21 protein-coding genes are annotated in these 20,182 nt (G+C 71.7%); 13 read left to right on the top strand and 8 right to left on the bottom strand.

Annotated features, from left to right (window positions below):
* Positions 1 to 20 precede the first annotated feature (20 nt).
* Positions 21 to 1,238, top strand: coding sequence for an esterase-like activity of phytase family protein (locus ASD10_RS14390; RefSeq protein WP_056609573.1), 1,218 nt, complete (start codon positions 21 to 23; stop codon positions 1,236 to 1,238).
* Positions 1,239 to 1,324: 86 nt separating this feature from the next.
* On the opposite strand, the gene ASD10_RS14385 is transcribed toward ASD10_RS14390, so the two are convergent.
* Positions 1,325 to 2,779, bottom strand: coding sequence for a PLP-dependent aminotransferase family protein (locus ASD10_RS14385; RefSeq protein ID WP_056609571.1), 1,455 nt, complete (start codon positions 2,777 to 2,779; stop codon positions 1,325 to 1,327).
* 61 nt (positions 2,780 to 2,840) lie between these two features.
* Here ASD10_RS14385 and ASD10_RS18885 point away from each other — a divergent pair, with 61 nt between their 5' ends.
* On the top strand, positions 2,841 to 2,999 hold the full coding sequence (locus ASD10_RS18885) for a hypothetical protein (RefSeq protein WP_157432613.1): 159 nt from the start codon (positions 2,841 to 2,843) through the stop codon (positions 2,997 to 2,999).
* A 5-nt stretch (positions 3,000 to 3,004) separates the two neighbouring features.
* Positions 3,005 to 3,640, top strand: a complete 636-nt coding sequence (locus tag ASD10_RS14380) for a YitT family protein (protein WP_056609569.1) — start codon at positions 3,005 to 3,007, stop codon at positions 3,638 to 3,640.
* Here the strand turns inward: ASD10_RS14380 and ASD10_RS14375 are convergent.
* Positions 3,621 to 4,184, bottom strand: coding sequence for an O-methyltransferase (locus ASD10_RS14375; RefSeq protein WP_056609568.1), 564 nt, complete (start codon positions 4,182 to 4,184; stop codon positions 3,621 to 3,623). The genes ASD10_RS14380 and ASD10_RS14375 overlap by 20 nt on opposite strands.
* Positions 4,185 to 4,716: 532 nt before the next feature.
* On the opposite strand from ASD10_RS14375, the gene ASD10_RS14370 reads away from it, so the two are divergent.
* From ASD10_RS14370 to ASD10_RS14360, 3 genes are read left to right on the top strand one after another with little or no spacing between them, the layout of a single operon-like run.
* Positions 4,717 to 5,793: a 3-isopropylmalate dehydrogenase gene (locus ASD10_RS14370; RefSeq protein ID WP_056610594.1), complete on the top strand. Its 1,077-nt coding sequence runs from the start codon at positions 4,717 to 4,719 to the stop codon at positions 5,791 to 5,793.
* A gap of 42 nt (positions 5,794 to 5,835) precedes the next feature.
* Positions 5,836 to 6,930: a branched-chain amino acid aminotransferase gene (locus ASD10_RS14365; RefSeq protein ID WP_056610591.1), complete on the top strand. Its 1,095-nt coding sequence runs from the start codon at positions 5,836 to 5,838 to the stop codon at positions 6,928 to 6,930.
* 54 nt (positions 6,931 to 6,984) lie between these two features.
* Entirely contained in the window at positions 6,985 to 8,397 is a 1,413-nt protein-coding gene (locus ASD10_RS14360; RefSeq protein ID WP_056609566.1) for an aspartate ammonia-lyase, read from the top strand.
* Between the two features lie 125 nt (positions 8,398 to 8,522).
* Here the strand turns inward: ASD10_RS14360 and ASD10_RS14355 are convergent, their stop codons facing one another.
* Positions 8,523 to 9,218: a hypothetical protein gene (locus ASD10_RS14355; protein ID WP_056609564.1), complete on the bottom strand. Its 696-nt coding sequence runs from the start codon at positions 9,216 to 9,218 to the stop codon at positions 8,523 to 8,525.
* A 174-nt stretch (positions 9,219 to 9,392) separates the two neighbouring features.
* Here ASD10_RS14355 and cimA point away from each other — a divergent pair, with 174 nt between their 5' ends.
* Complete coding sequence (cimA, locus tag ASD10_RS14350; protein WP_056610588.1) at positions 9,393 to 10,979, top strand: citramalate synthase; 1,587 nt, start codon at positions 9,393 to 9,395, stop codon at positions 10,977 to 10,979.
* A 45-nt stretch (positions 10,980 to 11,024) separates the two neighbouring features.
* Positions 11,025 to 11,783 (top strand): hypothetical protein, encoded by a 759-nt coding sequence (locus tag ASD10_RS14345; protein WP_056609563.1) that lies wholly within the window; start codon positions 11,025 to 11,027, stop codon positions 11,781 to 11,783.
* On the opposite strand, the gene ASD10_RS14340 is transcribed toward ASD10_RS14345, so the two are convergent.
* Positions 11,780 to 12,262: a GNAT family N-acetyltransferase gene (locus tag ASD10_RS14340; protein ID WP_162248860.1), complete on the bottom strand. Its 483-nt coding sequence runs from the start codon at positions 12,260 to 12,262 to the stop codon at positions 11,780 to 11,782. The two genes, ASD10_RS14345 and ASD10_RS14340, sit on opposite strands and share 4 nt — an antisense overlap.
* Positions 12,263 to 12,358: 96 nt before the next feature.
* On the opposite strand from ASD10_RS14340, the gene ASD10_RS14335 reads away from it, so the two are divergent.
* Both ASD10_RS14335 and ASD10_RS14330 read left to right on the top strand, forming a co-directional pair.
* Positions 12,359 to 12,940: a hypothetical protein gene (locus tag ASD10_RS14335; RefSeq protein WP_056609559.1), complete on the top strand. Its 582-nt coding sequence runs from the start codon at positions 12,359 to 12,361 to the stop codon at positions 12,938 to 12,940.
* Positions 12,941 to 12,962: 22 nt separating this feature from the next.
* On the top strand, positions 12,963 to 13,616 hold the full coding sequence (locus ASD10_RS14330) for a VOC family protein (protein ID WP_056609557.1): 654 nt from the start codon (positions 12,963 to 12,965) through the stop codon (positions 13,614 to 13,616).
* A gap of 21 nt (positions 13,617 to 13,637) precedes the next feature.
* Here ASD10_RS14330 and ASD10_RS14325 read toward each other — a convergent pair whose 3' ends face one another.
* The 4 genes from ASD10_RS14325 to ASD10_RS14310 are packed head-to-tail and all read right to left on the bottom strand — an operon-like array spanning position 13,638 to position 16,631.
* Positions 13,638 to 14,027 (bottom strand): Fur family transcriptional regulator, encoded by a 390-nt coding sequence (locus ASD10_RS14325; RefSeq protein ID WP_056609555.1) that lies wholly within the window; start codon positions 14,025 to 14,027, stop codon positions 13,638 to 13,640.
* 9 nt (positions 14,028 to 14,036) lie between these two features.
* Positions 14,037 to 14,876, bottom strand: coding sequence for a metal ABC transporter permease (locus ASD10_RS14320; RefSeq protein WP_056609553.1), 840 nt, complete (start codon positions 14,874 to 14,876; stop codon positions 14,037 to 14,039).
* On the bottom strand, positions 14,869 to 15,615 hold the full coding sequence (locus tag ASD10_RS14315; RefSeq protein ID WP_235501892.1) for a metal ABC transporter ATP-binding protein: 747 nt from the start codon (positions 15,613 to 15,615) through the stop codon (positions 14,869 to 14,871). The genes ASD10_RS14320 and ASD10_RS14315 overlap by 8 nt, the downstream gene beginning before the upstream one ends.
* Positions 15,616 to 15,671: 56 nt before the next feature.
* A complete protein-coding gene (locus ASD10_RS14310; protein WP_056609549.1) occupies positions 15,672 to 16,631 on the bottom strand; it encodes a metal ABC transporter solute-binding protein, Zn/Mn family in 960 nt (319 codons plus the stop codon).
* Positions 16,632 to 16,929: 298 nt separating this feature from the next.
* On the opposite strand from ASD10_RS14310, the gene ASD10_RS14305 reads away from it, so the two are divergent.
* The 3 genes from ASD10_RS14305 to dusB all read left to right on the top strand — a co-directional run bounded on the left by ASD10_RS14305 (position 16,930) and on the right by dusB (position 20,180).
* A complete protein-coding gene (locus tag ASD10_RS14305; protein WP_056609547.1) occupies positions 16,930 to 18,315 on the top strand; it encodes a glycine--tRNA ligase in 1,386 nt (461 codons plus the stop codon).
* 25 nt (positions 18,316 to 18,340) lie between these two features.
* The gene (locus ASD10_RS14300; RefSeq protein WP_056609545.1) at positions 18,341 to 18,946 is read left to right on the top strand and encodes a hypothetical protein; all 606 of its coding nucleotides are present in this window, start codon (positions 18,341 to 18,343) and stop codon (positions 18,944 to 18,946) included.
* 91 nt (positions 18,947 to 19,037) lie between these two features.
* On the top strand, positions 19,038 to 20,180 hold the full coding sequence (gene dusB / locus ASD10_RS14295) for a tRNA dihydrouridine synthase DusB (RefSeq protein ID WP_056609543.1): 1,143 nt from the start codon (positions 19,038 to 19,040) through the stop codon (positions 20,178 to 20,180).
* Positions 20,181 to 20,182: the final 2 nt, after the last annotated feature.

Below are 20,182 nucleotides of genomic sequence, written 5' to 3'. Positions count from 1 at the left end.
CGAACCAGAGGAGCAGCACCATGCCACGTCCTTCACGTCCCCGTCTCGTCGGCGCTCTCGTCGTCGCGCTCGCCGCGGCGAGCGTCTCGCCGGCCGCGGCGTCCGGCCGCCACGACCACCACCACGACGGCAGCGGTCAGGCGAGGCTCCTGGCCCGCGCCACGCTGTCGGCCGATTACCAGGCGCCCGGCCCGCCGTCCGGCGCGCTCGCCACCCCGGCCAACGGGCGACAGGGCCCGTTCCCCGGCCAGGTCGTGCCGGGGTTCTCCGCCGCGATCGACAACGGCGACGGGACGTTCTGGGCCCAGCCCGACAACGGCTTCGGCGCGAAGGGCAACTCCGCCGACTTCCTGCTGCGGCTCTACCTGGTGCGGCCGCACTGGAAGACCGCCGGTGGCGGCTCGGGCGAGGTCACGGTGCTGCGCCACATCTCGTTGTCCGACCCGCAGCACCGCATCGGATTCCCGATCGTCAACGAGTCGACCCCCGACCGTCTGCTGACCGGCGACGACCTCGACATCGAGTCGGTGCAGCGCGGCAGGGACGGCACGTTCTGGATCGGCGACGAGTTCGGTCCGTTCATCGTCCACGTCGACGCGAGGGGTCGCGTGCTGTCGGCCCCCGTCGCCTCGCCGCTCGGCAAGTCGCCGCAGAACCCGTTGCTCGGCAGCGAGCAGCCCCGGACGCAGCAGAGCGGTGGCTTCGAGGCGATGGCGCAGTCGAAGGACGGGCGCCACCTCTACCCGATCCTCGAGAACGCGCTCGTGGGGGACGCCGACAAGCGGCGGCGCGTGGTCGCCGAGCTCGACACGCGCACCGGCCGCTACACCGGACGGACGTGGGACTACCGGGTCGACGCCGACGCGAACCTGGTCGCCGACGCGCAGATCACCTCGCGGGGCGACCTGCTGGTGCTCGAGCGCGACAACGCCGACGGGGCCGCGGCCGTCACCAAGAAGGTCTACGCGGTGCGGCTCGGCACGCGTGGGACGACGTCCAAGTCGCTCGTCGTCGACCTGCTCGACATCTCCGACCGCCGAGGCATCAGCACAGGCGGCGGCTGGGGCACGGGACGCCAGTTCTCGTTCGGCTTCCAGTCGGTCGAGACCCTCGTCCCGCTGGCGGGCGGACGCCTGATGATCGCCAACGACAACAACTACCCGGGCAACTCCGCGCGACGTCCCGGCACGCCCGACGACACCGAGATGATCGTCATCGACCCCGCCCCCCGTCGCTGACGAGTCACGCAGGCCCGCCGACGAGTCGCTCCTGCCCCGCACGAGCGACTCGTCGCGGGGCGTCGGTGACTCGTCGGCGGACGGGGTCAGGCGATCATCTCGAGGGTCTTGGCGGGCGCTGACGGGGACGACGTGTCGGCAGGACGGGCGCCGGTGACCTCGTCGTAGGCCGACCGCAACCGCGCGACCGCCTCGGTCATGGTCTCGTGCGACTGGTTGTACGGCAGCCGCAGGTGCCGCTCGCCCGCCGTTCCCGGACGCGTGAAGAACCGGGGGCCGGGTGTCAGCAGCAGGCCGTGCCGCGCCGCGGCCGTCGTGAGTCGCGACGACATGCGGTGGGGGAGCGTCACCCACAGGCTCAGCCCTCCGGCGGGGCAGGGTGCCTGGACGTCGGGCAGCTCGCGCGCGAGCTCGGCCAGCAGGTGGTCACGGGCCGCCCGCAGGCGCGCCCGACCCGCCGCGGCCGTCTGTCCGCCCTCGACCAGCAGCTCGGACAGCACGAGCTGGTCGAACGCCGACGAGCCGAGATCGTCCATCATGCGCGCCTGCACGAGGGGCATGACGGCGTCGCGGGGCGCCCGGATCCACCCGACCCGCAGCCCGCCCCAGTACGACTTGGACGACGAGCCGATCAGCATCGCGCGGGGGTCGTAGGTCGCGAACACGGGCGGCAGGTCGATCCCGTCGAGGTTGAGCTCGCGCAGCGACTCGTCGACGACCGGCACGACGTCGTGCCGCCGCAGCTCGCGGGCCCACGTCGTGCGCTCGGCGTCGCTCATGATCGCGGCGGTCGGGTTGTGGAAGTCGGGGACGAGGTACGCCGCGCGATGGGGCGACCCCGCCAGGACGGACGTCAGCGCCTCGGTGTCCCACGGGGACCCGTCGACCGGCAGGGGCGACAGCCGCGCCCCCGCCGCCGCGAACGACTCGTGCGCGTGCGGGTAGCCGGTGCCCTCGACGACGACGCGCTGCCCGGGGCTGACGAGCGTCCGTGCCAGCAACGAGATCGCGCCCATCGCGCCGCTGGTGACGACGATCTGGTCGGGATCGGTGGGCAGGCCGCCGTCGGTGTACCGCTGGGCCAGCACCTCGCGCAGCACCGGCAGGCCGTCCGGGAGGTAGCCCGTCGTCGACAGCAGGCCCGGCAGCTTGGCAGCCGCGGTCTCGAACGCCCGGGCCAGGCCCGGTGGACCGATCGGCGCCGCGTACGTCAGCGCGATGGTGTCGGCGTCGTCGGCGTCGACGATCAGGCTGCTGGCGGTCGAACTCTCGAGCGGCAGCCGCACGACGCTGCCCGACCCCTGCCGCGACCGGACCAGCCCGGCGTCCCGCAGCTCAGCGTAGACGCGGGTCGTCGTGGTGCGGCTGACGTCCATCGCGACGGCCAGCTCGCGCTCGGACGGCAAGCGCGTGCCGTCGGCGACGCGGCCGTCGACGATGAGGAGTCGCAGGCGGTCGGCGATCTCGCGGTAGGCGGGGCCAACGCGGTCGAGGCCGCCGAGCAGCTCGGCCAGCCGGCGGGCGGAGACGATGGGAGCCATGAGGCCACTGTTCCACAACTGGCTATGGATCGCGATGCCAATCGTGGATCATGCTGGGGCCATGAACGAGTTCCTCGCCCTGATCGGGCTCATCGCGCTGGGCGTGATCGGCATCCTCCTCGCGCGTCTCGTGCGCTGCGACGGGCTGGGGTCGACCGCGACGCCCCGCAGCCACGCCGCCGAGCTCGGCACGTGGGTCGACCGGGAGCTGCGACGATGACCTCCATGACGACGACCGGCCTGCCCGCGCGCCTCGTGCGCCTGTTCGTCGGCCTGTTCCTGTACGGCTTCACGATGGCGATGATGGTCGAGTCGACCTTGGGGCTCGACCCGTGGGACGTCTTCCACGAGGGCGTGACCCGGCACGTCGGTCTGTCGTTCGGCCAGGTCGTCATCGCGACGGGTGCCGTCGTGCTCCTGCTCTGGATACCGCTGCGCCAGCTGCCCGGCGTCGGGACGGTGGCCAACGTCGTCGTGATCGGTCTGGCCGCCGACCTCGGCATCGCCGTGATCGCCCAGCCGGACGACCTGTGGCTGCGGTCCCTGCTGCTGGTCGGCGGGATCGTCGGCAACGGCTTCGCCGGGGCCCTCTACATCGGCGCCGCGCTGGGACCGGGCCCGCGCGACGGGCTGTGGCTCGGGCTGGTGCGCCGCACGGGGCGCAGCGTCCGCCTGTGGCGCACCGTCATCGAGGTGACGGTGCTGGCGGTCGGCTTCGCGCTCGGCGGCACGGTCGGTGTCGGCACGGTGCTCTACGCCGTGACGATCGGACCGATCGTGCAGGCGTTCCTGCCGCTGGTGCAGGTCGAGGTGCCCCCGAGGCGTCGGGGAGGCGAGGAGGTCAGCGCCGAGTCGCGATGATGAGCGACGCGTCGACGTCGATCAGCATCTCGACCGCCGCGAACCGCTCGTCGGTCAGCCACTGCTCGCGCACGGTGTCGACGCGCCCCTCGACGATCGGGGGCCAGAACGCCGACGGCACGAAGTCGTCGAGCACCGCGATGCCGCCGGGCTCGAGCAGGTCGGCGATGACGTCGATGCTCTCCATGACCTCGCGGATGTCGATGAACAGCAGCGAGAACGGTGCGTACTGCTCGAGGGTCGACCAGTCGCCGGCGATGACGTCGACGTTGTCGGTGCCGGCGAAGATCTTCTGCACGTCGCCGGCCAGCGCGGGGTCGAGCTCGGCGCTGACGACGCGGGCGTCCCGGGGTGCTCCGCTCGACAGCCAGGCCGATCCGACGCCGCAGCCGGTGCCCAGCTCGGCGAGGGTGCCGGTGCGCGAGGCGGCCAGCGATGCGAGCAGGCGGCCGGTCTCGTTGCGGATCGACGTGATGAATCCACGCTGGCGCGAGAGGTCGAGCGTGCTCGCGACGAGATCGGGGACTTCGGCGGGTGCACTCACGCGGTCAGTGTTTCACGGACGGGAGCGGCGGCCGTCGGGCGACGTCTCGTCGGCTGAGACACGCGGCGGATGACGCTGCGCCGCGCAGATCCCTGCAGTACGCTCGTCGGCATGCGGAAGCAGCTGGTACTCATCGCTTGCCGCGGCAGGGCCTCTTAGGGCCACACCCTGCCGCGGTGTTTCGGCGTTGGCCCGCCGTTCCGCAGCAGGGTACAGAGACCACGACCTGGTCTCAGCACTTCTCGCACTCTCCCGGTGATCCCGGATCTCGAGGCGTTGTTGGACGGCGGACCTACGCCGGACCCGCGCCTGACCGTCCGACTGATCGACTTCACCGAAGGAGAACCATCATGAACAGCTTCTCGACGTCCAGCACGCTCATCGAGTGGGGACCGGCGCACCTGCGCGACGAGGCGATCCAGCACGAGCTCGAGCTCAGCGACCGCCCCGACGACAACTGACGGCACCGGGTGTTCTCACATCCCGGGATGGTGGTTTCACATCCTGAGACGAGACTCCTAGGATGGTCGGCATGACCTCCTCCTTCTCGCTCGCAGTCGTGGCCGGTGACGGCATCGGACCCGAGGTGACCGCCCAGGCCCTCAAGGTCCTCGACGTCATCGCCCCGGACCACGACATCTCGTTCGCCACGACCGACTACGACCTCGGAGCGCGCCGCTACCACGCGACGGGCGAGACGTTGCCGGACTCGGTGCTGGAGGAGATCCGCGGGCACGACGCGATCCTCCTGGGCGCCGTCGGCGACCCGAGCGTGCCGTCGGGCGTGCTCGAGCGCGGCCTGCTGCTCAAGCTGCGCTTCGCGCTCGACCACTACGTCAACCTGCGACCGTCCAAGCTGTTCACCGGGGTCGCGACGCCGCTGGGCGATCCCGGCGTCATCGACTTCGTGGTCGTCCGCGAGGGCACCGAAGGGCCGTACGTCGGCAACGGGGGAGCCATCCGGGTCGGGACGCCCCACGAGCTCGCGACCGAGGTCAGCATCAACACGGCCTACGGCGTCGAGCGGGTCGTCCGCGACGCCTTCGCCCGCGCCCAGGCGCGCCCCCGCAAGAAGCTGACGCTGGTGCACAAGAACAACGTCCTCGTGCACGCCGGTCACCTCTGGACGCGGACGGTCGACGCCGTCGCGACGGAGTTCCCCGACGTGTCGGTCGACTACCTGCACGTCGACGCGGCGACGATCTTCCTCGTGACCGACCCGGGCCGCTTCGACGTCATCGTGACCGACAACCTGTTCGGCGACATCCTGACCGACCTCGCCGCCGCGATCACGGGTGGCATCGGGCTGGCCGCCAGCGGCAACGTCAACCCCGACCACACGGCGCCCAGCATGTTCGAGCCGGTCCACGGATCGGCGCCCGACATCGCGGGTCAGGGCAAGGCCGACCCGACCGCCGCGATCCTTTCGGGCGGCATGCTGCTCGAGCACCTGGGCTTCCCCGAGGCCGCGGCGCAGATCACCGCGGCCGTCGAGGCCGACATCGCCGACCGCGGCGCGTCGGTCCGCTCGACCGAGGAGGTGGGTGAGGCTCTCGCGCAGCGCGTGGCAGACGGACTGGGCGCAGCCGGAGGCGTATCGGTCGCCTAGCGACCCCATCCCTGCGAACCAGAGAGTTGTACCGTGACCAGCATGACCTCCACCACCTACGCCGCCACGTTCGAGCCCAATCCGGCGGCGAGGTCCGCCGAGCAGCGTGACGCGATCCTCGCCGATCCCGGCTTCGGCAACCACTTCACCGACCACATGTTCCTGGCCGAGTGGACGCCCGACACCGGCTGGGCCGACGCCCGCGTCGTGCCGTACGGCCCCCTGCAGATCGACCCGGCGACGGCTGTCCTGCACTACGCGCAGGAGATCTTCGAGGGCCTCAAGGCGTACGTCCACGACGACGGCTCGGCGTGGCTGTTCCGTCCCGAGGCCAACGCGGCCCGCATGCAGCGCTCGGCCCGCCGCCTCGCGCTGCCCGAGCTGCCGACCGACTGGTTCCTCGGGTCGATCGGCTCGTTGATCGAGGCCGACCGCGAGTGGATCCCGGCCGGGGGCGAGAAGAGCCTCTACCTGCGCCCGTTCATGTTCGCGTCCGAGGTGTTCCTCGGCGTCCGGCCCTCGCAGCACGTGACCTACTCGGTCATCGCCTCGCCGGCCGGGGCGTACTTCGCCGGCGGCGTCCAGGCCGTCTCGATCTGGCTGTCGTCGGAGTACTCGCGCGCCGGAGCGGGCGGCACGGGCGCGGCCAAGTGCGGCGGGAACTACGCGGCGTCGCTGCTGCCGCAGCAGGAGGCCGCCGAGCACGGCTGTGCGCAGGTCGCCTTCCTCGACTCCACCGAGAAGAAGTGGATCGAGGAGCTCGGCGGGATGAACCTGTACTTCGTCCAGTCGGACGGCTCGATCGTCACGCCGGCGCTGTCGGGGTCGATCCTCGAGGGCATCACGCGTGACTCGATCATGCAGATCGGGCGCGACCTCGGCCACGAGGTCGTCGAGCGGCGGGTGTCGATCGACGAGTGGCGCCAGGGCGCGGCCGACGGCACGATCACCGAGGTGTTCGCGTGCGGCACCGCCGCGGTCGTCACCCCCGTCGCCTCGCTGAAGTGGGACGGCGGCGAGGCCGTCAGCGGCGACGGCGAGCCGGGCAAGGTCACGACCGACATCCGCTCGGCGCTGGTCGACATCCAGTACGGACGCGCCGAGGACCGCCACGGCTGGCTCACCCGCGTCGTCTGAGAGCACCTGTGATTGGGTGGCTGTGACCACCGTCACAGCAACTCAGGAGAGCGCATGTCCGTCGCCACACGTTCCGAGCACGACCTGATCGGAGACCGTGAGGTTCCTCTCGAGGCCTACTGGGGAGTGCACACGCTCCGCGCCCTCGAGAACTTCCCCATCACCGGAATCCCCATCGCCGCCAGCCCGTACCTCGTCGAGGCGCTCGCGGCCGTCAAGCAGGCGGCCGCGACCGCCAACCACGACCTCGGGCTGCTCGACGACGAGCGGTTCGCGGCGATCCGCGACGCGTGCCAGGAGATCCGCGCCGGCGGGCTCGCGGACGAGTTCGTCGTCGACGTCATCCAGGGCGGCGCCGGCACGTCGACCAACATGAACGCCAACGAGGTCATCGCCAACCGGGCCCTCGAGCTGATGGGCCACGCGAAGGGCGACTACGCGGTCGTCCACCCCAACGAGCACGTCAACCTCAGCCAGTCGACCAACGACGTCTACCCGACCGCGGTCAAGATCGCGATCATCCTCGCGACGCACGACCTGCTCGCGGCGATGGAGGTGCTCGAGGAGTCGTTCGCCCGCAAGGCCGACGAGTTCCACGACGTCCTGAAGATGGGTCGCACGCAGCTGCAGGACGCCGTCCCGATGACGCTGGGCCAGGAGTTCCGCACGTACTCGCTGATGATCGGCGAGGACCGGGCGCGCCTCGGCGAGGCCGTGCTGCTGCTGCACGAGATAAATCTCGGCGCCACCGCGATCGGCACGATGCTGAACGCCCCGACCGGCTACGTCCCGTCGGCGTGCGGGCACCTCGCGGCGATCACGGGCCTGCCGCTGGAGACCGCGGTCGACCTGATCGAGGCGACGCAGGACTGCGGCGCGTTCGTGCAGCTGTCGGGCACGCTCAAGCGCGTCGCGGTCAAGCTGTCGAAGATCTGCAACGACCTGCGGCTGCTGTCGTCCGGGCCGCGCGCGGGGTTCAACGAGATCAACCTGCCGGCCGTCCAGGCCGGGTCGAGCATCATGCCCGGCAAGGTCAACCCGGTCATCCCCGAGGTCGTCAACCAGGTCGCGTTCCAGATCATCGGGCACGACATGACCGTCACGATGGCGGCCGAGGCGGGCCAGCTGCAGCTCAACGCCTTCGAGCCGGTCATCTGCTACTCGCTGTCGGCGGGCATCTCGCGGCTCGAGCAGGCGGTGCTGACGCTGGCGCACCGCTGCGTCGACGGCATCACGGCCAATGCCGAGCTGCTGCGCGCCGAGGTCGAGAACTCGATCGGGCTGGTCACGGCGCTCAACCCGTACATCGGGTACGCCGCGGCGACCGAGGTCGCCAAGGAGGCCCTCGCGACGGGGCGCGGCGTCGCCGAGCTGGTGCTCGAGCGCGGCCTGCTGCCGCGCGAGCAGCTCGAGGCGATCCTGCGTCCGGAGGTGCTCGCCAACCTGGCCAAGCGCCCCGAGTGCTGAGCGGGCGCCTGAGACGACCCGCGGGCCCTGGAGCGGTGGCTCAGCGACCTGTCAGCGGCCACGACACGTCGCTGGGGCACCGCCCTCGGACGCGAAAGGTCGCTCAGGCACCGCCCCGGGACTCGTCAGGGGGCGAACAGGGTGACGGCGGGGTCGCCCAGCAGGCGGACGACCAGGTGCTCGGCGGCCGGGTCGTAGGCGATGTCGACGTCGATCGTGCGGTCGTTCGGCGTCTGCGCGGCGGCCGGGTCGCCGAGGCCGTAGGCGATGTCGCGCAGCGTGACGGTCGCGCGGCCGACCGGGTCGTTGGCGGGCCACTCGGCGATCACGCGGTGCACGAGGCCGGCCAGCACGGCGCCGAGCATCGCGTGCTGGTCAGGCTCGACGCCCTCAACGACGATCTCGGGCAGCCCGAACGACACGAGCCCGACGGTCGCGAGCCGTCCCGAGCCCAGCTCGGCGTAGTCGACGACGTACCACTGCGTCGCGTGCGCCAGCGAGACCTCGCCGGGACGTCCGTCGACGACGCGGGGCACCGCCAGGTCGATCACGACCCCGTCGTGGTCCTCGGCGATCGAGAGCGCCTCGACCCGCGCGTCGCGCTGCGCGAACGCGGCACCCTCGGCGTCGGCGGTGCGCAGCAGGAGCGTCTGGTGGTGCCGCGACCGGAGCCTCCGCAGCGCGACCTCGGACGTCCCGTAGCGGCGCAGCAGCTCGGGTGACGGCGGAGGGATCAGGTCGTCGGTCGCGAGCGGCTCGGCGGTCATGACGGCGTACATGACGCGCGTCTGCTCGGGACGCGGGACGGGTCTGGCGGTCATAGGCGGCTCAGTCTAGACTGGCGCGCATGCCGAGCATCTCGATCATTACCCACAGGCGCGCCGCGAGCTGACCACCGCTCCCGACGCGCTGCCTCCCCGATCGTGGGAGGTTTTTTTGTGCCCGAGACGCCGACCCGGACGAAGGACGAAGCTGTGAACGCAGGCCACCAGCACGTGAGTGACTTCCACGTCTACGACACGACCTTGCGCGACGGCGCGCAGCAGGAGGGCCTGAACCTCTCGGTCCAGGACAAGCTGCACATCTCGCGGCACCTCGACGACCTCGGCGTCGGCTACATCGAGGGCGGCTGGCCCGGCTCCAACCCCAAGGACACCGAGTTCTTCCAGCTCGCGTCCAAGGAGCTCGAGCTGCGGCACGCGACGCTCGCGGCCTTCGGGGCGACCCGTCGCCCGAACGTCGCCGCGGCGGACGACGCGCTGCTCGCGGCGCTGCGCGAGTCGGGAGCGTCGGTCGTGACCCTCGTGGCCAAGAGCCACGACCGTCACGTCGAGCTCGCCCTGCGCACGACGCTGGAGGAGAACCTCGCGATGGTCCGCGACTCCGTCACGCACCTGCGCGACGCCGGGCAGCGGGTCTTCGTCGACCTCGAGCACTTCTTCGACGGCTACCGGGCCAACCGCGACTACGCCCTCGAGGTCGTCCGCACCGCCGCCGAGGCGGGCGCCGAGGTCGCCGTGCTGTGCGACACCAACGGCGGCATGCTGCCGCACTGGGTCACCGAGATCGTCGAGGACGTCATGACGACCAGCGCGCGCCTCGGCATCCACGCGCACAACGACACCGGGTGCGCGGTCGCCAACTCGATGGCCGCGGTGCAGGCCGGCGCGACCCACCTGCAGGGCTGCATCAACGGGTACGGCGAGCGGACGGGCAACGCCGACCTCGTCACGTGCGTCGCCAACCTCGAGCTCAAGCTCGGCATGTCGCTGCTGCCGGAGGGCCGCCTCGCCGACGCCACGCGCATCTCGCACGCCATCTCCGAGATCACGAACTACCCGCCGCACGCCCGCCAGCCCTACACCGGCGTCTCGGCCTTCGCGCACAAGGCCGGCCTGCACGCCAGCGCGATCCGGGTCGACGCCGACCTCTACCAGCACATCGACCCGTCGCTGGTCGGCAACGACATGCGGCTGCTGGTGTCGGAGATGGCCGGCCGGGCCACGATCGAGCTCAAGGGCAAGGAGCTCGGCTACGACCTCGCGAGCGATCCCGCGCTGCTGGCGCGTGTCACCGACCGGGTCAAGCAGATGGAGCAGTCCGGCTACACGTTCGAGGCCGCCGACGCGTCGTTCGAGCTGCTGCTGGCCGAGGAGGTCGACGGCGTCCGCACGTCGTTCTTCGACGTCGAGTCGTGGCGCGTGCTGGCCGAGTCGGCGCGCGGTGCCGACGCGCTGTCGGAGGCGACCGTCAAGCTGCGGGCCGGGGGAGTGCGCCTGGCCGTGATCGGCGAGGGCAACGGCCCCGTCAACGCCCTCGACCACGCGCTGCGCCAGGCCATCGAGCAGGTCTACCCCGACGTCGCACGGTTCCACCTGACCGACTTCAGGGTGCGGATCCTCGACCAGGGCCACGGCACGGACGCCGTCACGCGGGTGCTGATCGAGACGACCGACGGCAAGGCCGTGTGGGTCACGGTCGGCGTGGGCGCGAACATCATCGAGGCCTCGTGGGAGGCGCTCGTCGACGCGCTGACGTACGGCCTGCGCCTGCACGGCGTCCGGCCCAGCATCGACGGCTGACCCGATGGCGTTGCCCGGCGCCGCGCAGGGTGGCACGGTGTTCGGGTGACATCGGTCGGACGGCGGCTCGTGACGGTCCTGCCGATCGTCGTGACGCTCCTGATCGCGGCGGTCGTCGGGGCGCTGGTCGTCGTCCAGGACCACCGCGAGTCGCAGCAGGTCGCGCGGGCCGACGAGGCCGCCGAGGACTACCTGTCGGACGTCGGGATGTTCCGCGGTGACGTCGCGCGCGAGGTCGGCGCCGTCGCGGCCGACGACCCGGCCGCCCTCCGGCGGGCGCTGCGCACCGCGATCGCCGATCCGCCGACGCTGCCCGCGCCGCCACCCGAGGGCGTCGAGCGCTCCGAGACGTACGCGACCGCGCTCGAGACCGCCGAGACGCTGCTCGACCGGTACGAGCGGCTGGACCGCGAGCTGCGCCGCGCCCAGGTCGCGCTCGACTTCGTCGGTGCCGCCCGCGACGCGCTGGCGCTGCGGGCGACCGACCTGGTGGGCTTCGGCCCGATCGGTGACAGCGCGGCGGTGCGGTCGCGGCTGATCCCGGCGTTCGTCGCGGCGCGCGACGAGCTGGCGCGGGTGCGTGTCCCGCGGGGTCAGGAGGCTCTGGCGAGCACGGTGCGCGACGCGTTGCAGGTCGTCATCGACCGTGCCACGGTGCTCGCCGACAGCATCGACGCGAACCGCAGCTTCTCGTTCTCGTACGCCGAGGAGTTCACCGCCGCCATCGCGGCGGTCGACGACTACGCCACGACGGTCGAGGGCGACCTCGCCGAGGCGGTCGCGGCGCTGGGGGACGTCCGCTAGACGTCGTGACCCGCGACGTCGGGCACGTCGCTGCCGGTGAGCGCGGACGTCGACGGCCTGCGCGCCATCGGCACGTGGTCGATGCCGGCCTCGACGAAGTTGTCGCCCGACCGGACGTAGCCGTGCAGTCCGTACCACTGCTCGAGGTACGCCTGGGCGTTCAGCTCGAGCGTGCCCGTGCCCCACCGGCGGGTGCACTCCGCGACGAGACGGCCCGACAGGCCAAGCCCGCGCTGGTCGCGCCGCGTGCACACGCGGCCGACGTGACGCCCGCCGTCCTCGACGAACGAGCGCAGGTAGCTCGTGATGCCGTCGTCGTCGACGAGCCACAGGTGCGTCGTGGTCGGCAGCAGGTCGCGCCCGTCGACGTCCACCTCGTCGCACTGCTGCTCGACGGCGAACACCGCGTCGCGGATGCGCCAGATGTCGTGGACGTCCTGCGCCGTCAGCTCGTCGCCCGTCACGGCCCGAATCGTCATGACCCCAGCGTAGGCGGCGATGGGTCGCCGCAGGGTGCGGACGGAGCCTCGACGGTCGATCATGTCTCGGGGACGGTCCGGGACGAGGAGGAACCGATGGGCGAGCGCACCGTCGTGGCGTCGATGCCTCGGCACGAGTGGGACCGCGCGACGACGTCCGTGACCCGGGTCCTCGACCGGGCCGCGGCGGTCACGTGGTGGACGGCGGCCGCCACGAGCCTCGTGCTGGTCACGGCCGGCTGGTTCTCGGCAACCGGCATCCTGCGCTGGTCGGCGGTGGTCTACGGGATCGCTCTCGGCGTCGGCGCGGGCTACGGCGTGCGCGCCGTCTACGTCGCGGTGCGGGTTCGTCGCGCCGTGCGGCCGCTGCGCCGGTTGCTGGTGCCGGACGTCGTGGCCGAGGCGCGGGCGGCGCAGCTCGTGTCGCTGCTCGTCAACCACGGGTCGATCGCCGAGCCGTACCTGCGGCTGCGCGCGGCGGTCGAGGAGGCACGGGTCGACATCTCGCGTGAGGACCTGGCCGATCGGCCGTGGCCACGTCCCGGCTTCTGGCAGCTGCTGTTCACGGGACCCGACGGAACGTACTACGACGACGGCAGCGGCACGATGGACCAGCCCGCCGGGGGAGCGGGCGACGGTGGGGACGTCGACCTCGACCTGGACGTCGACGGGGCTTAGCTGCGGGGCCTAGGGTGGCGGCATGACCGACGAGCTGCTGTCCGGTGACCACATCGCGCGGCTGGGGCTCGACGACTGGCGGTCGATGTACGGCGCCCTCGAGGCCCGGTTCGCGACGGGCGACTTCGCGACGGGGCTGCGACTCGTCGCCGCGATCGGCGAGGCGGCGCAGGTCGCGCAGCACCACCCCGACGTCGAGCTGCGGCCCACGCACGTCGACGTGCTGCTGACGACGCACGACGCGGGCGGCAAGACCGCGCGCGACGTCGAGCTGGCGCGCCGGGTCAGCGCGCTCGCCGCCGACCTCGGCGTCCCGGCGGAGCCCGCGGACGTCCAGCGGCTCGAGCTGGCCCTCGACACGGCCGACGTCGACGAGATCCGGCCGTTCTGGGCCGCGGTCCTCGACGCTCGCGACACCGGCGGCGACGAGGTCGTCGACCCGCGCGGGCGCATCCCGACCATCTGGTTCCAGGCCGGCGACCCGCACGACGAGCCGCGCCAGCGCTGGCACCTCGACGTGCGGGTGCCGCCCGAGGTCGTCGACCGCCGCATCGCCGCCGCGCTCGCGGCGGGCGGCACGCTGGTCACCGACGAGCACGCGCCGCGCTTCTGGGTGCTGGCCGACCCCCAGGGCAACAAGGTCTGCCTCTGCACGCACGTCACCCGCGCCGACTGACGGGGGAGCGGCAGGTACGCGTCAGGCGGGGCAGGACGAGCAGGTGCCGAAGATCTCGAGCGTGTGCGCGACGTCGCGGAAGCCGTTCTCGTCGGCGATCTTGTCGGCCCAGCGCTCGACCGACGGTCCCTCGATCTCGACGGTGCGGCCGCACGACCGGCACACCAGGTGGTGGTGGTGACCGGCGCTGCACTGGCGGTAGAGGACCTCGCCGTCGTCGTTGCGCAGCGCGTCGACCTCGGCGGCGTCGGCGAGCACCTGCAGGCTGCGGTAGACCGTCGACAGGCCGACCGACTCGCCGCGCCTCTTCAGGATGTCGTGGATCTCCTGGGCGCTGGCGAATCCGTCGAGGTCCTCGAGGATCGCGACGACGGCGCGGCGCTGACGGGTGTTGCGGGGTGCATCGACCATGACGTCCTCCTACTGCGAATCTACCCGGTGGCGCTGGGGGCGGGTGCGGGCGATGACGGCGGCGGCGAGCGAGGCCAGGGCGAACACCGCGAGCGCGATCATGACGATCGTGGGCCCGGGGGCGGTGTCGGCCTGGTAGCTCGTGAAGAGCCCCCCGACCGCCGCGAACAGGCCGATCGCCATGGCTGCGAGGTGCGTCGTGCGGAAGCTGCGGGTCAGCTGCTGCGAGGCCGCCACGGGCACGACCATCAGCGCCGAGACCAGCAGCAGGCCGACGGTCTTCATCGCGACCGTGATCGTGACGGCGGCGAGCACCGCGATCAGGATGCTGTAGGCGCGGGTCGGCACGCCGCTGACCTTGGCGTGCTCCTCGTCCTGGCACACCGCGAACAGCTGGGGCGAGAGCCCGAGCGACAGCGCGATGACGACGACGCCCAGGATCCCCACGAGCACGAGGTCGGAGCTGCTGACCGTCGTGATCGCACCGAACAGGTAGGCGTTGAGCGAGTTGGCGCTCTCGTCGGCGAGGTTGGTCAGCAGCACGCCGCCCGCGATGCCGCCGTAGAACAGCATCGCGAGGGCCACGTCGGCGCTGGTGCGTCCGTACATGCGCAGCAGCTCGATCAGCACCGCTCCGAGCGCTGCCACGACGACCGCCGTGAGGATGGGGGCGACGTTGACCAGGAGCCCCAGTGCCACGCCGGTCAGTGCGACGTGCCCGAGCCCGTCGCCGAGCAGCGCGAGGCGCCGCTGCACCAGGAACGTGCCGATGGCCGGTGCGGCCAGGCCCGTGAAGACCGCCGCCACCAGCGCGTACCGCATGAAGTCGTACTGCAGTGCCTCAAACATCGTGCCGCCCCACCGGGTTGCCGCTGAAGCCGTCGGCCTTCTCGGGCTGACCGCTGTGCTGGTGGACGTGGACGTGCTCGGCGTCGCGGATCGCGTCGACGGGCCCGTCGTACGTCACCGCTCCGCCGTCGAGCACGACGGCGCGGTGGATCAGGGGACGCAGGGGGCCGAGCTCGTGCGCCACGAGCAGGATCGAGGTGCCCTCGGCGACCAGGCCCGCGAGCAGCTCGGCGAGCGTCTCCTGGTTGTCGTGGTCGACGCCGGCGGTCGGCTCGTCCATGATCAGCAGCTCGGCTCCGGCCGCCAGGGCGCGCGCGATGAGGGCCCGCTGCTGCTGGCCGCCCGACATCTCGCTGACGGCCGAGCGGGTGCGGTCGGACAGGCCGACGCGGGCGATCGCGGCCTCGACGGCGGCGAGGTCGTCCTTCGTGCGCCAGCCGACGAACCGGCGGCGTGCGAGGCGACCGCTCATGACGACCTCGTGCATCGTGGCCGGCACGCCCGCGACGGCGCGCGACCGCTGGGGGACGTAGCCGAGGCGCTGCCGGTCGCGGAAGCGGCTCAACGGGGTGCCGAAGAGCTCGACCGTGCCGGCCCCGAACGGCACGAGGCCCACGGCGGCGCGCACGAGCGTCGACTTGCCGGACCCGTTGGCGCCGAGCAGGGTGACGAACTCACCCGCGGACACGTCGAGGTCGACCTGTCGCAGGACAGGTCGACCGTCGAGTGCCACGGTCATGCCGCGGACCGCCAGGGGGAGCGGTGCGGTCGACGGTGTGGTGCGCGAAGCGTGTGTCATGAACAGCTGTTGGCCTTCTCCAGGGTGTCGAGGTTCTTCAGCATCAGGCTCACGTAGTCCTCGTCGGCCGTGTTCTCCGACAGTCCCTCGATCGGGTCGAGCGTAGCGGTCGTCGCCCCGGTCTCCTTCGCGATGGTGTCGGCGATCGCCGGGCTCACGAGCTCCTCGGTGAAGATCGTCGTGATGCCCTGGTCCTTGACGAGCTGCGTGATGTCGGCCAGCTGCGACGGCGACGGCTCGTTCGACGGGTCGATGCCGGCGATCGGCACCTGGGTCAGGTCGTACCTCGCGGCGAGGTACTGGAAGGCGGCGTGGCTCGTGACGATCGTGCGGGTCCTGCACGTCGCGAGCCCCGACTGGAAGTCCTCGTCGAGCGAGGCCAGGCGGTTGACGAAGGCCGTGGTGTTCTCGGCGTAGGTCTGGGCGTTGTCGGGGTCGACGGCCGCGAGCTTCGTCTCGAGCGCCTTGGCGATCGCGATCATGTTCTGGGGGTCGAGCCACGTGTGCGGGTCCTCGTCGCCGTGGTCGTGGTCGTCCTCCTCGGCGTGGTCCTCGCCCTCGTGCTCCTCCTCGGCGCCCGCCTGGGTGGGCTTGAGCCGGACGACGGAGGCGACGTCGAGCGTGTCGTCGTCGGAGCGGTCGGCCTGGTCGACGGCCTCGTCGACGGCGGCCTGGAAGTGCTCCTCGAACACGACGAGGTCGGCGTCCTGCACCGCCGCGACCTGCTTGGGCTTGAGCTCGAGGTCGTGGGGCTCGACACCCGGTGCGGTGAGGTTGTCGACGTCGACGAGGTCGCCACCGACCTGCTGCGCGGCGTAGGCGAACGGGTAGAAGGACGCGGCGACCGAGATCTTCCCGTCGGCGGCCGCGCCGTCCTCGGAACCACCGCAGGCGGCGAGCGACAGGACCAGGGGGAGGGTGGCGGCCAGCGCCCACGACTTCTTCATGAGAACCATGTTCAATCGTCATGACAACCGTTGTCAAATCGTGCTCGTGGCGGTTTCCCAGGTGAGCGCGGGAAACCGTCGTGCGGTCCGCCGCACCCCGGAAGCCGGCACCTCACCCCTGGTGCGACCGGGGTGAGGTGCCGGGAGGCGGGGTGGACCGCCGAACCTTCCGGGGTCCACCGGGGAAACCGCGGCCGCGGGACGGTCGGGGGCGGGGGCTCGATAGACTCGGGTGCACCTCGGGTGCGGGACATCACGATGTCGCGCACAGGCCCGCCGACACCCAGCCGGATTGGAAACATCCCCCATGGCAACGACCGTCGACCACGTCATCAGCCTCAGCAAGCGCAGGGGATTCGTCTACCAGTGCGGCGAGATCTACGGCGGCACCAAGTCCGCGTGGGACTACGGGCCGCTGGGCGTCGAGCTCAAGGACAACATCAAGCGCCAGTGGTGGCGCTCGATGGTGCAGGGCCGCGACGACGTCGTCGGCCTCGACTCCTCGGTGATCCTGCCGACCGCCGTCTGGGAGGCCTCGGGCCACCTCGCGGCCTTCGTCGACCCGCTCGTCGAGTGCCAGAACTGCCACAAGCGCTACCGCCAGGACCACCTGCAGGAGGCGTACGCCGAGAAGAAGGGCCTCGACGACCCCGACGCCGTCGAGATGGACGTCATCGTCTGCGCCGCGTGCGGGACCCGCGGCCAGTGGACCGAGCCGCGCATGTTCAACGGCCTGCTCAAGACGTTCCTCGGCCCCGTCGAGTCCGACGAGGGACTGCACTACCTGCGTCCCGAGACGGCCCAGGGCATCTTCGTGAACTTCGCCAACGTCATGACGACGTCGCGTCGCAAGCCGCCGTTCGGCATCGGCCAGATCGGCAAGAGCTTCCGCAACGAGATCACGCCCGGCAACTTCATCTTCCGCACCCGTGAGTTCGAGCAGATGGAGATGGAGTTCTTCGTCGAGCCCGGCACCGACGAGGAGTGGCAGGAGACCTGGATGAAGATCCGGATGGACTGGTACACGGGCCTCGGCATCTCGCCCGACAACCTGCGCTTCTTCGAGCACCCCGCCGAGAAGCTCTCGCACTACTCCAAGCGCACCGTCGACATCGAGTACCGCTTCGAGTTCGCGGGGTCGACGTGGGGCGAGCTCGAGGGCATCGCGAACCGCACCGACTTCGACCTCAAGACCCACGCCGAGCACTCGGGCAAGGACCTCCAGTACTTCGACCAGGCCGCCAACGAGCGGTGGACGCCGTACGTCATCGAGCCCGCCGCCGGCGTCAACCGGTCGATGATGGCGTTCCTGATCGACGCGTACACCGAGGAGCAGGTGCCCAACGCCAAGGGCGGCACCGACGCCCGCACGGTGCTGAAGCTCGACCACCGGCTCGCGCCGGTCAAGGCCGCGGTGCTGCCGCTGTCGCGCAATGAGGACCTGTCGCCGAAGGCGCGTGCCCTGGCGACCGAGCTGCGCGGCTTCTGGAACGTCGAGTTCGACGACGCGCAGGCCATCGGCAAGCGGTACCGCCGCCAGGACGAGATCGGCACGCCGTTCTGCATCACGGTCGACTTCGAGACGCTCGACGACCAGGCCGTCACGATCCGCTCGCGCGACACGATGCAGCAGGAGCGCGTCGCGCTCGACCAGGTGACGGCATACCTGGCGGCGCGCCTTCCGGGCTGCTGAACCCGCGGTGCGCCACAATCGGCGCGTGACGCGATCCACGACACGACCCGCGAGGGCCGCCGCCGCTCTCGCGGCGACGGCCCTCGCGCTGGTCACGGCGGCCTGCTCGTCGTCCGACCCGGCGCCGGCGGCGGCGACCCCCACGGCCGCGACGCCCCGTGGCTTCGACGTCCCGGCGGGCGTCACGATCACGCCGGGCGGGACGAGGCTCGCGGTCGGCAGGCCCGCGACCGTCGTCTACGAGGTCGAGGGCGCCACCAGCGCCGTGACCGTCACCGTGACGAAGGTCGAGGCCGGGTCGATGGACGACTTCCGCTTCTTCTCGCTCGATGCCGCGACCAAGAAGTCGAGCCCGTACTACGTCCGCGCCACCGTCACGAACGACGGGCCGGCGGGCCTGGGCGGGACGGCGCTGCCGCTGTTCGCGCTCGACTCGACCACCACGAACGTCCCCGCGAACGACATCGTCGGCACGTTCAAGCCCTGCCCGACGCGGGCGCTGCCCGCGAGCTTCCTGCCGGGCGCGACGGCGCGGCTGTGCCTGGTCTACCTGCTGCCGGAGGGACGCACCCTGACGTCGATCAACCTGCAGACCGGCACGACCGCCGACGCCATCGCCTGGAAGCCCTGACCCGACGCCGACCCCGCGCCGAGTGCGCGGGGCCCGCGAGCGGTGGTCCCGCGCATTTCTGGGCTGGGGCCCGGTGGGCGACAATGGGGGAGTGTCTGTAGCTGCCCTGCCCCGCTCCCTGCGGCTCGGCGACCTCGAGGTCGCCACGCCGGTCGTGCTCGCGCCGATGGCCGGGGTCACGAACGCGCCGTTCCGTCAGCTGTGCGCCGAGCAGGGCGCGGGCCTGTACGTGTGCGAGATGATCACGTCGCGCGGCATCGTCGAGGGCGACCGCACGAGCCTCAACATGCTGACGTTCGCGCCCAACGAGCAGTTCCGCTCGGTGCAGCTCTACGGCATCGACCCCGACACGATCGGTCGCGCCGTCGAGATCCTGTGCGCCGACCACGGCGTCGACCACGTCGACCTGAACTTCGGCTGCCCCGTGCCGAAGGTGACGCGCAAGGGCGGGGGAGCGGCGCTGCCCTGGAAGGACGTGCTGCTCGGCCAGATCCTGACCAAGGCCGTCGCGGCGGCCGCGCCCTACGGCGTGCCCGTCACGATGAAGACCCGCAAGGGCGTCGACGACGACCACCTGACGTACCTCGACGCCGGACGAATCGCCCAGGACACCGGCTGCGCCGCGATCGCGCTGCACGGGCGCACCGCGGTGCAGCACTACTCGGGGCGCGCCGACTGGGCCTCGATCGCCGAGCTCAAGGCGTCCGTCGACATCCCCGTGCTCGGCAACGGCGACATCTGGGAGGCGTCCGACGCGATCCGCATGGTCGAGGAGACCGGGGTCGACGGGGTCGTGGTGGGGCGCGGCTGCCTCGGACGTCCGTGGCTGTTCCGCGACCTCGCGGCCGCTTTCGCCGGCGAGACCGTCGTGGGCCTGCCGGTGCTGGGCGAGGTCGCCGCGATGATGCGGCGGCACGCCGAGCTGCTCGGCGGCGTGCTCGGCGAGGAGCGTGGCTGCATCGAGTTCCGCAAGCACATCGCGTGGTACCTCAAGGGGTTCACGGCCGGCAGCGAGATCCGCAGCCGTCTCGGCATGGTCTCGTCGTTCGCCGCGCTCGACGAGCTGCTCGGCCGGCTCGACCCGACCGAGTCGTTCCCCGTCGCCGAGCTCGGCACGCCGCGCGGACGTCAGGGCACGCCCAAGCGCGTCGTCGTCCCGGACGGCTGGCTCGACACGCGCTCGGTGGAGGGCCCGCTCGACCCCCTCGCCGAGGACGGCACCTCCGGCGGCTGACG

The sequence above is a fragment of the Aeromicrobium sp. Root472D3 genome, from assembly GCF_001426485.1.
GTDB lineage: Bacteria > Actinomycetota > Actinomycetes > Propionibacteriales > Nocardioidaceae > Aeromicrobium.
This window is presented reverse-complemented; position numbering and strand designations above follow the sequence as displayed.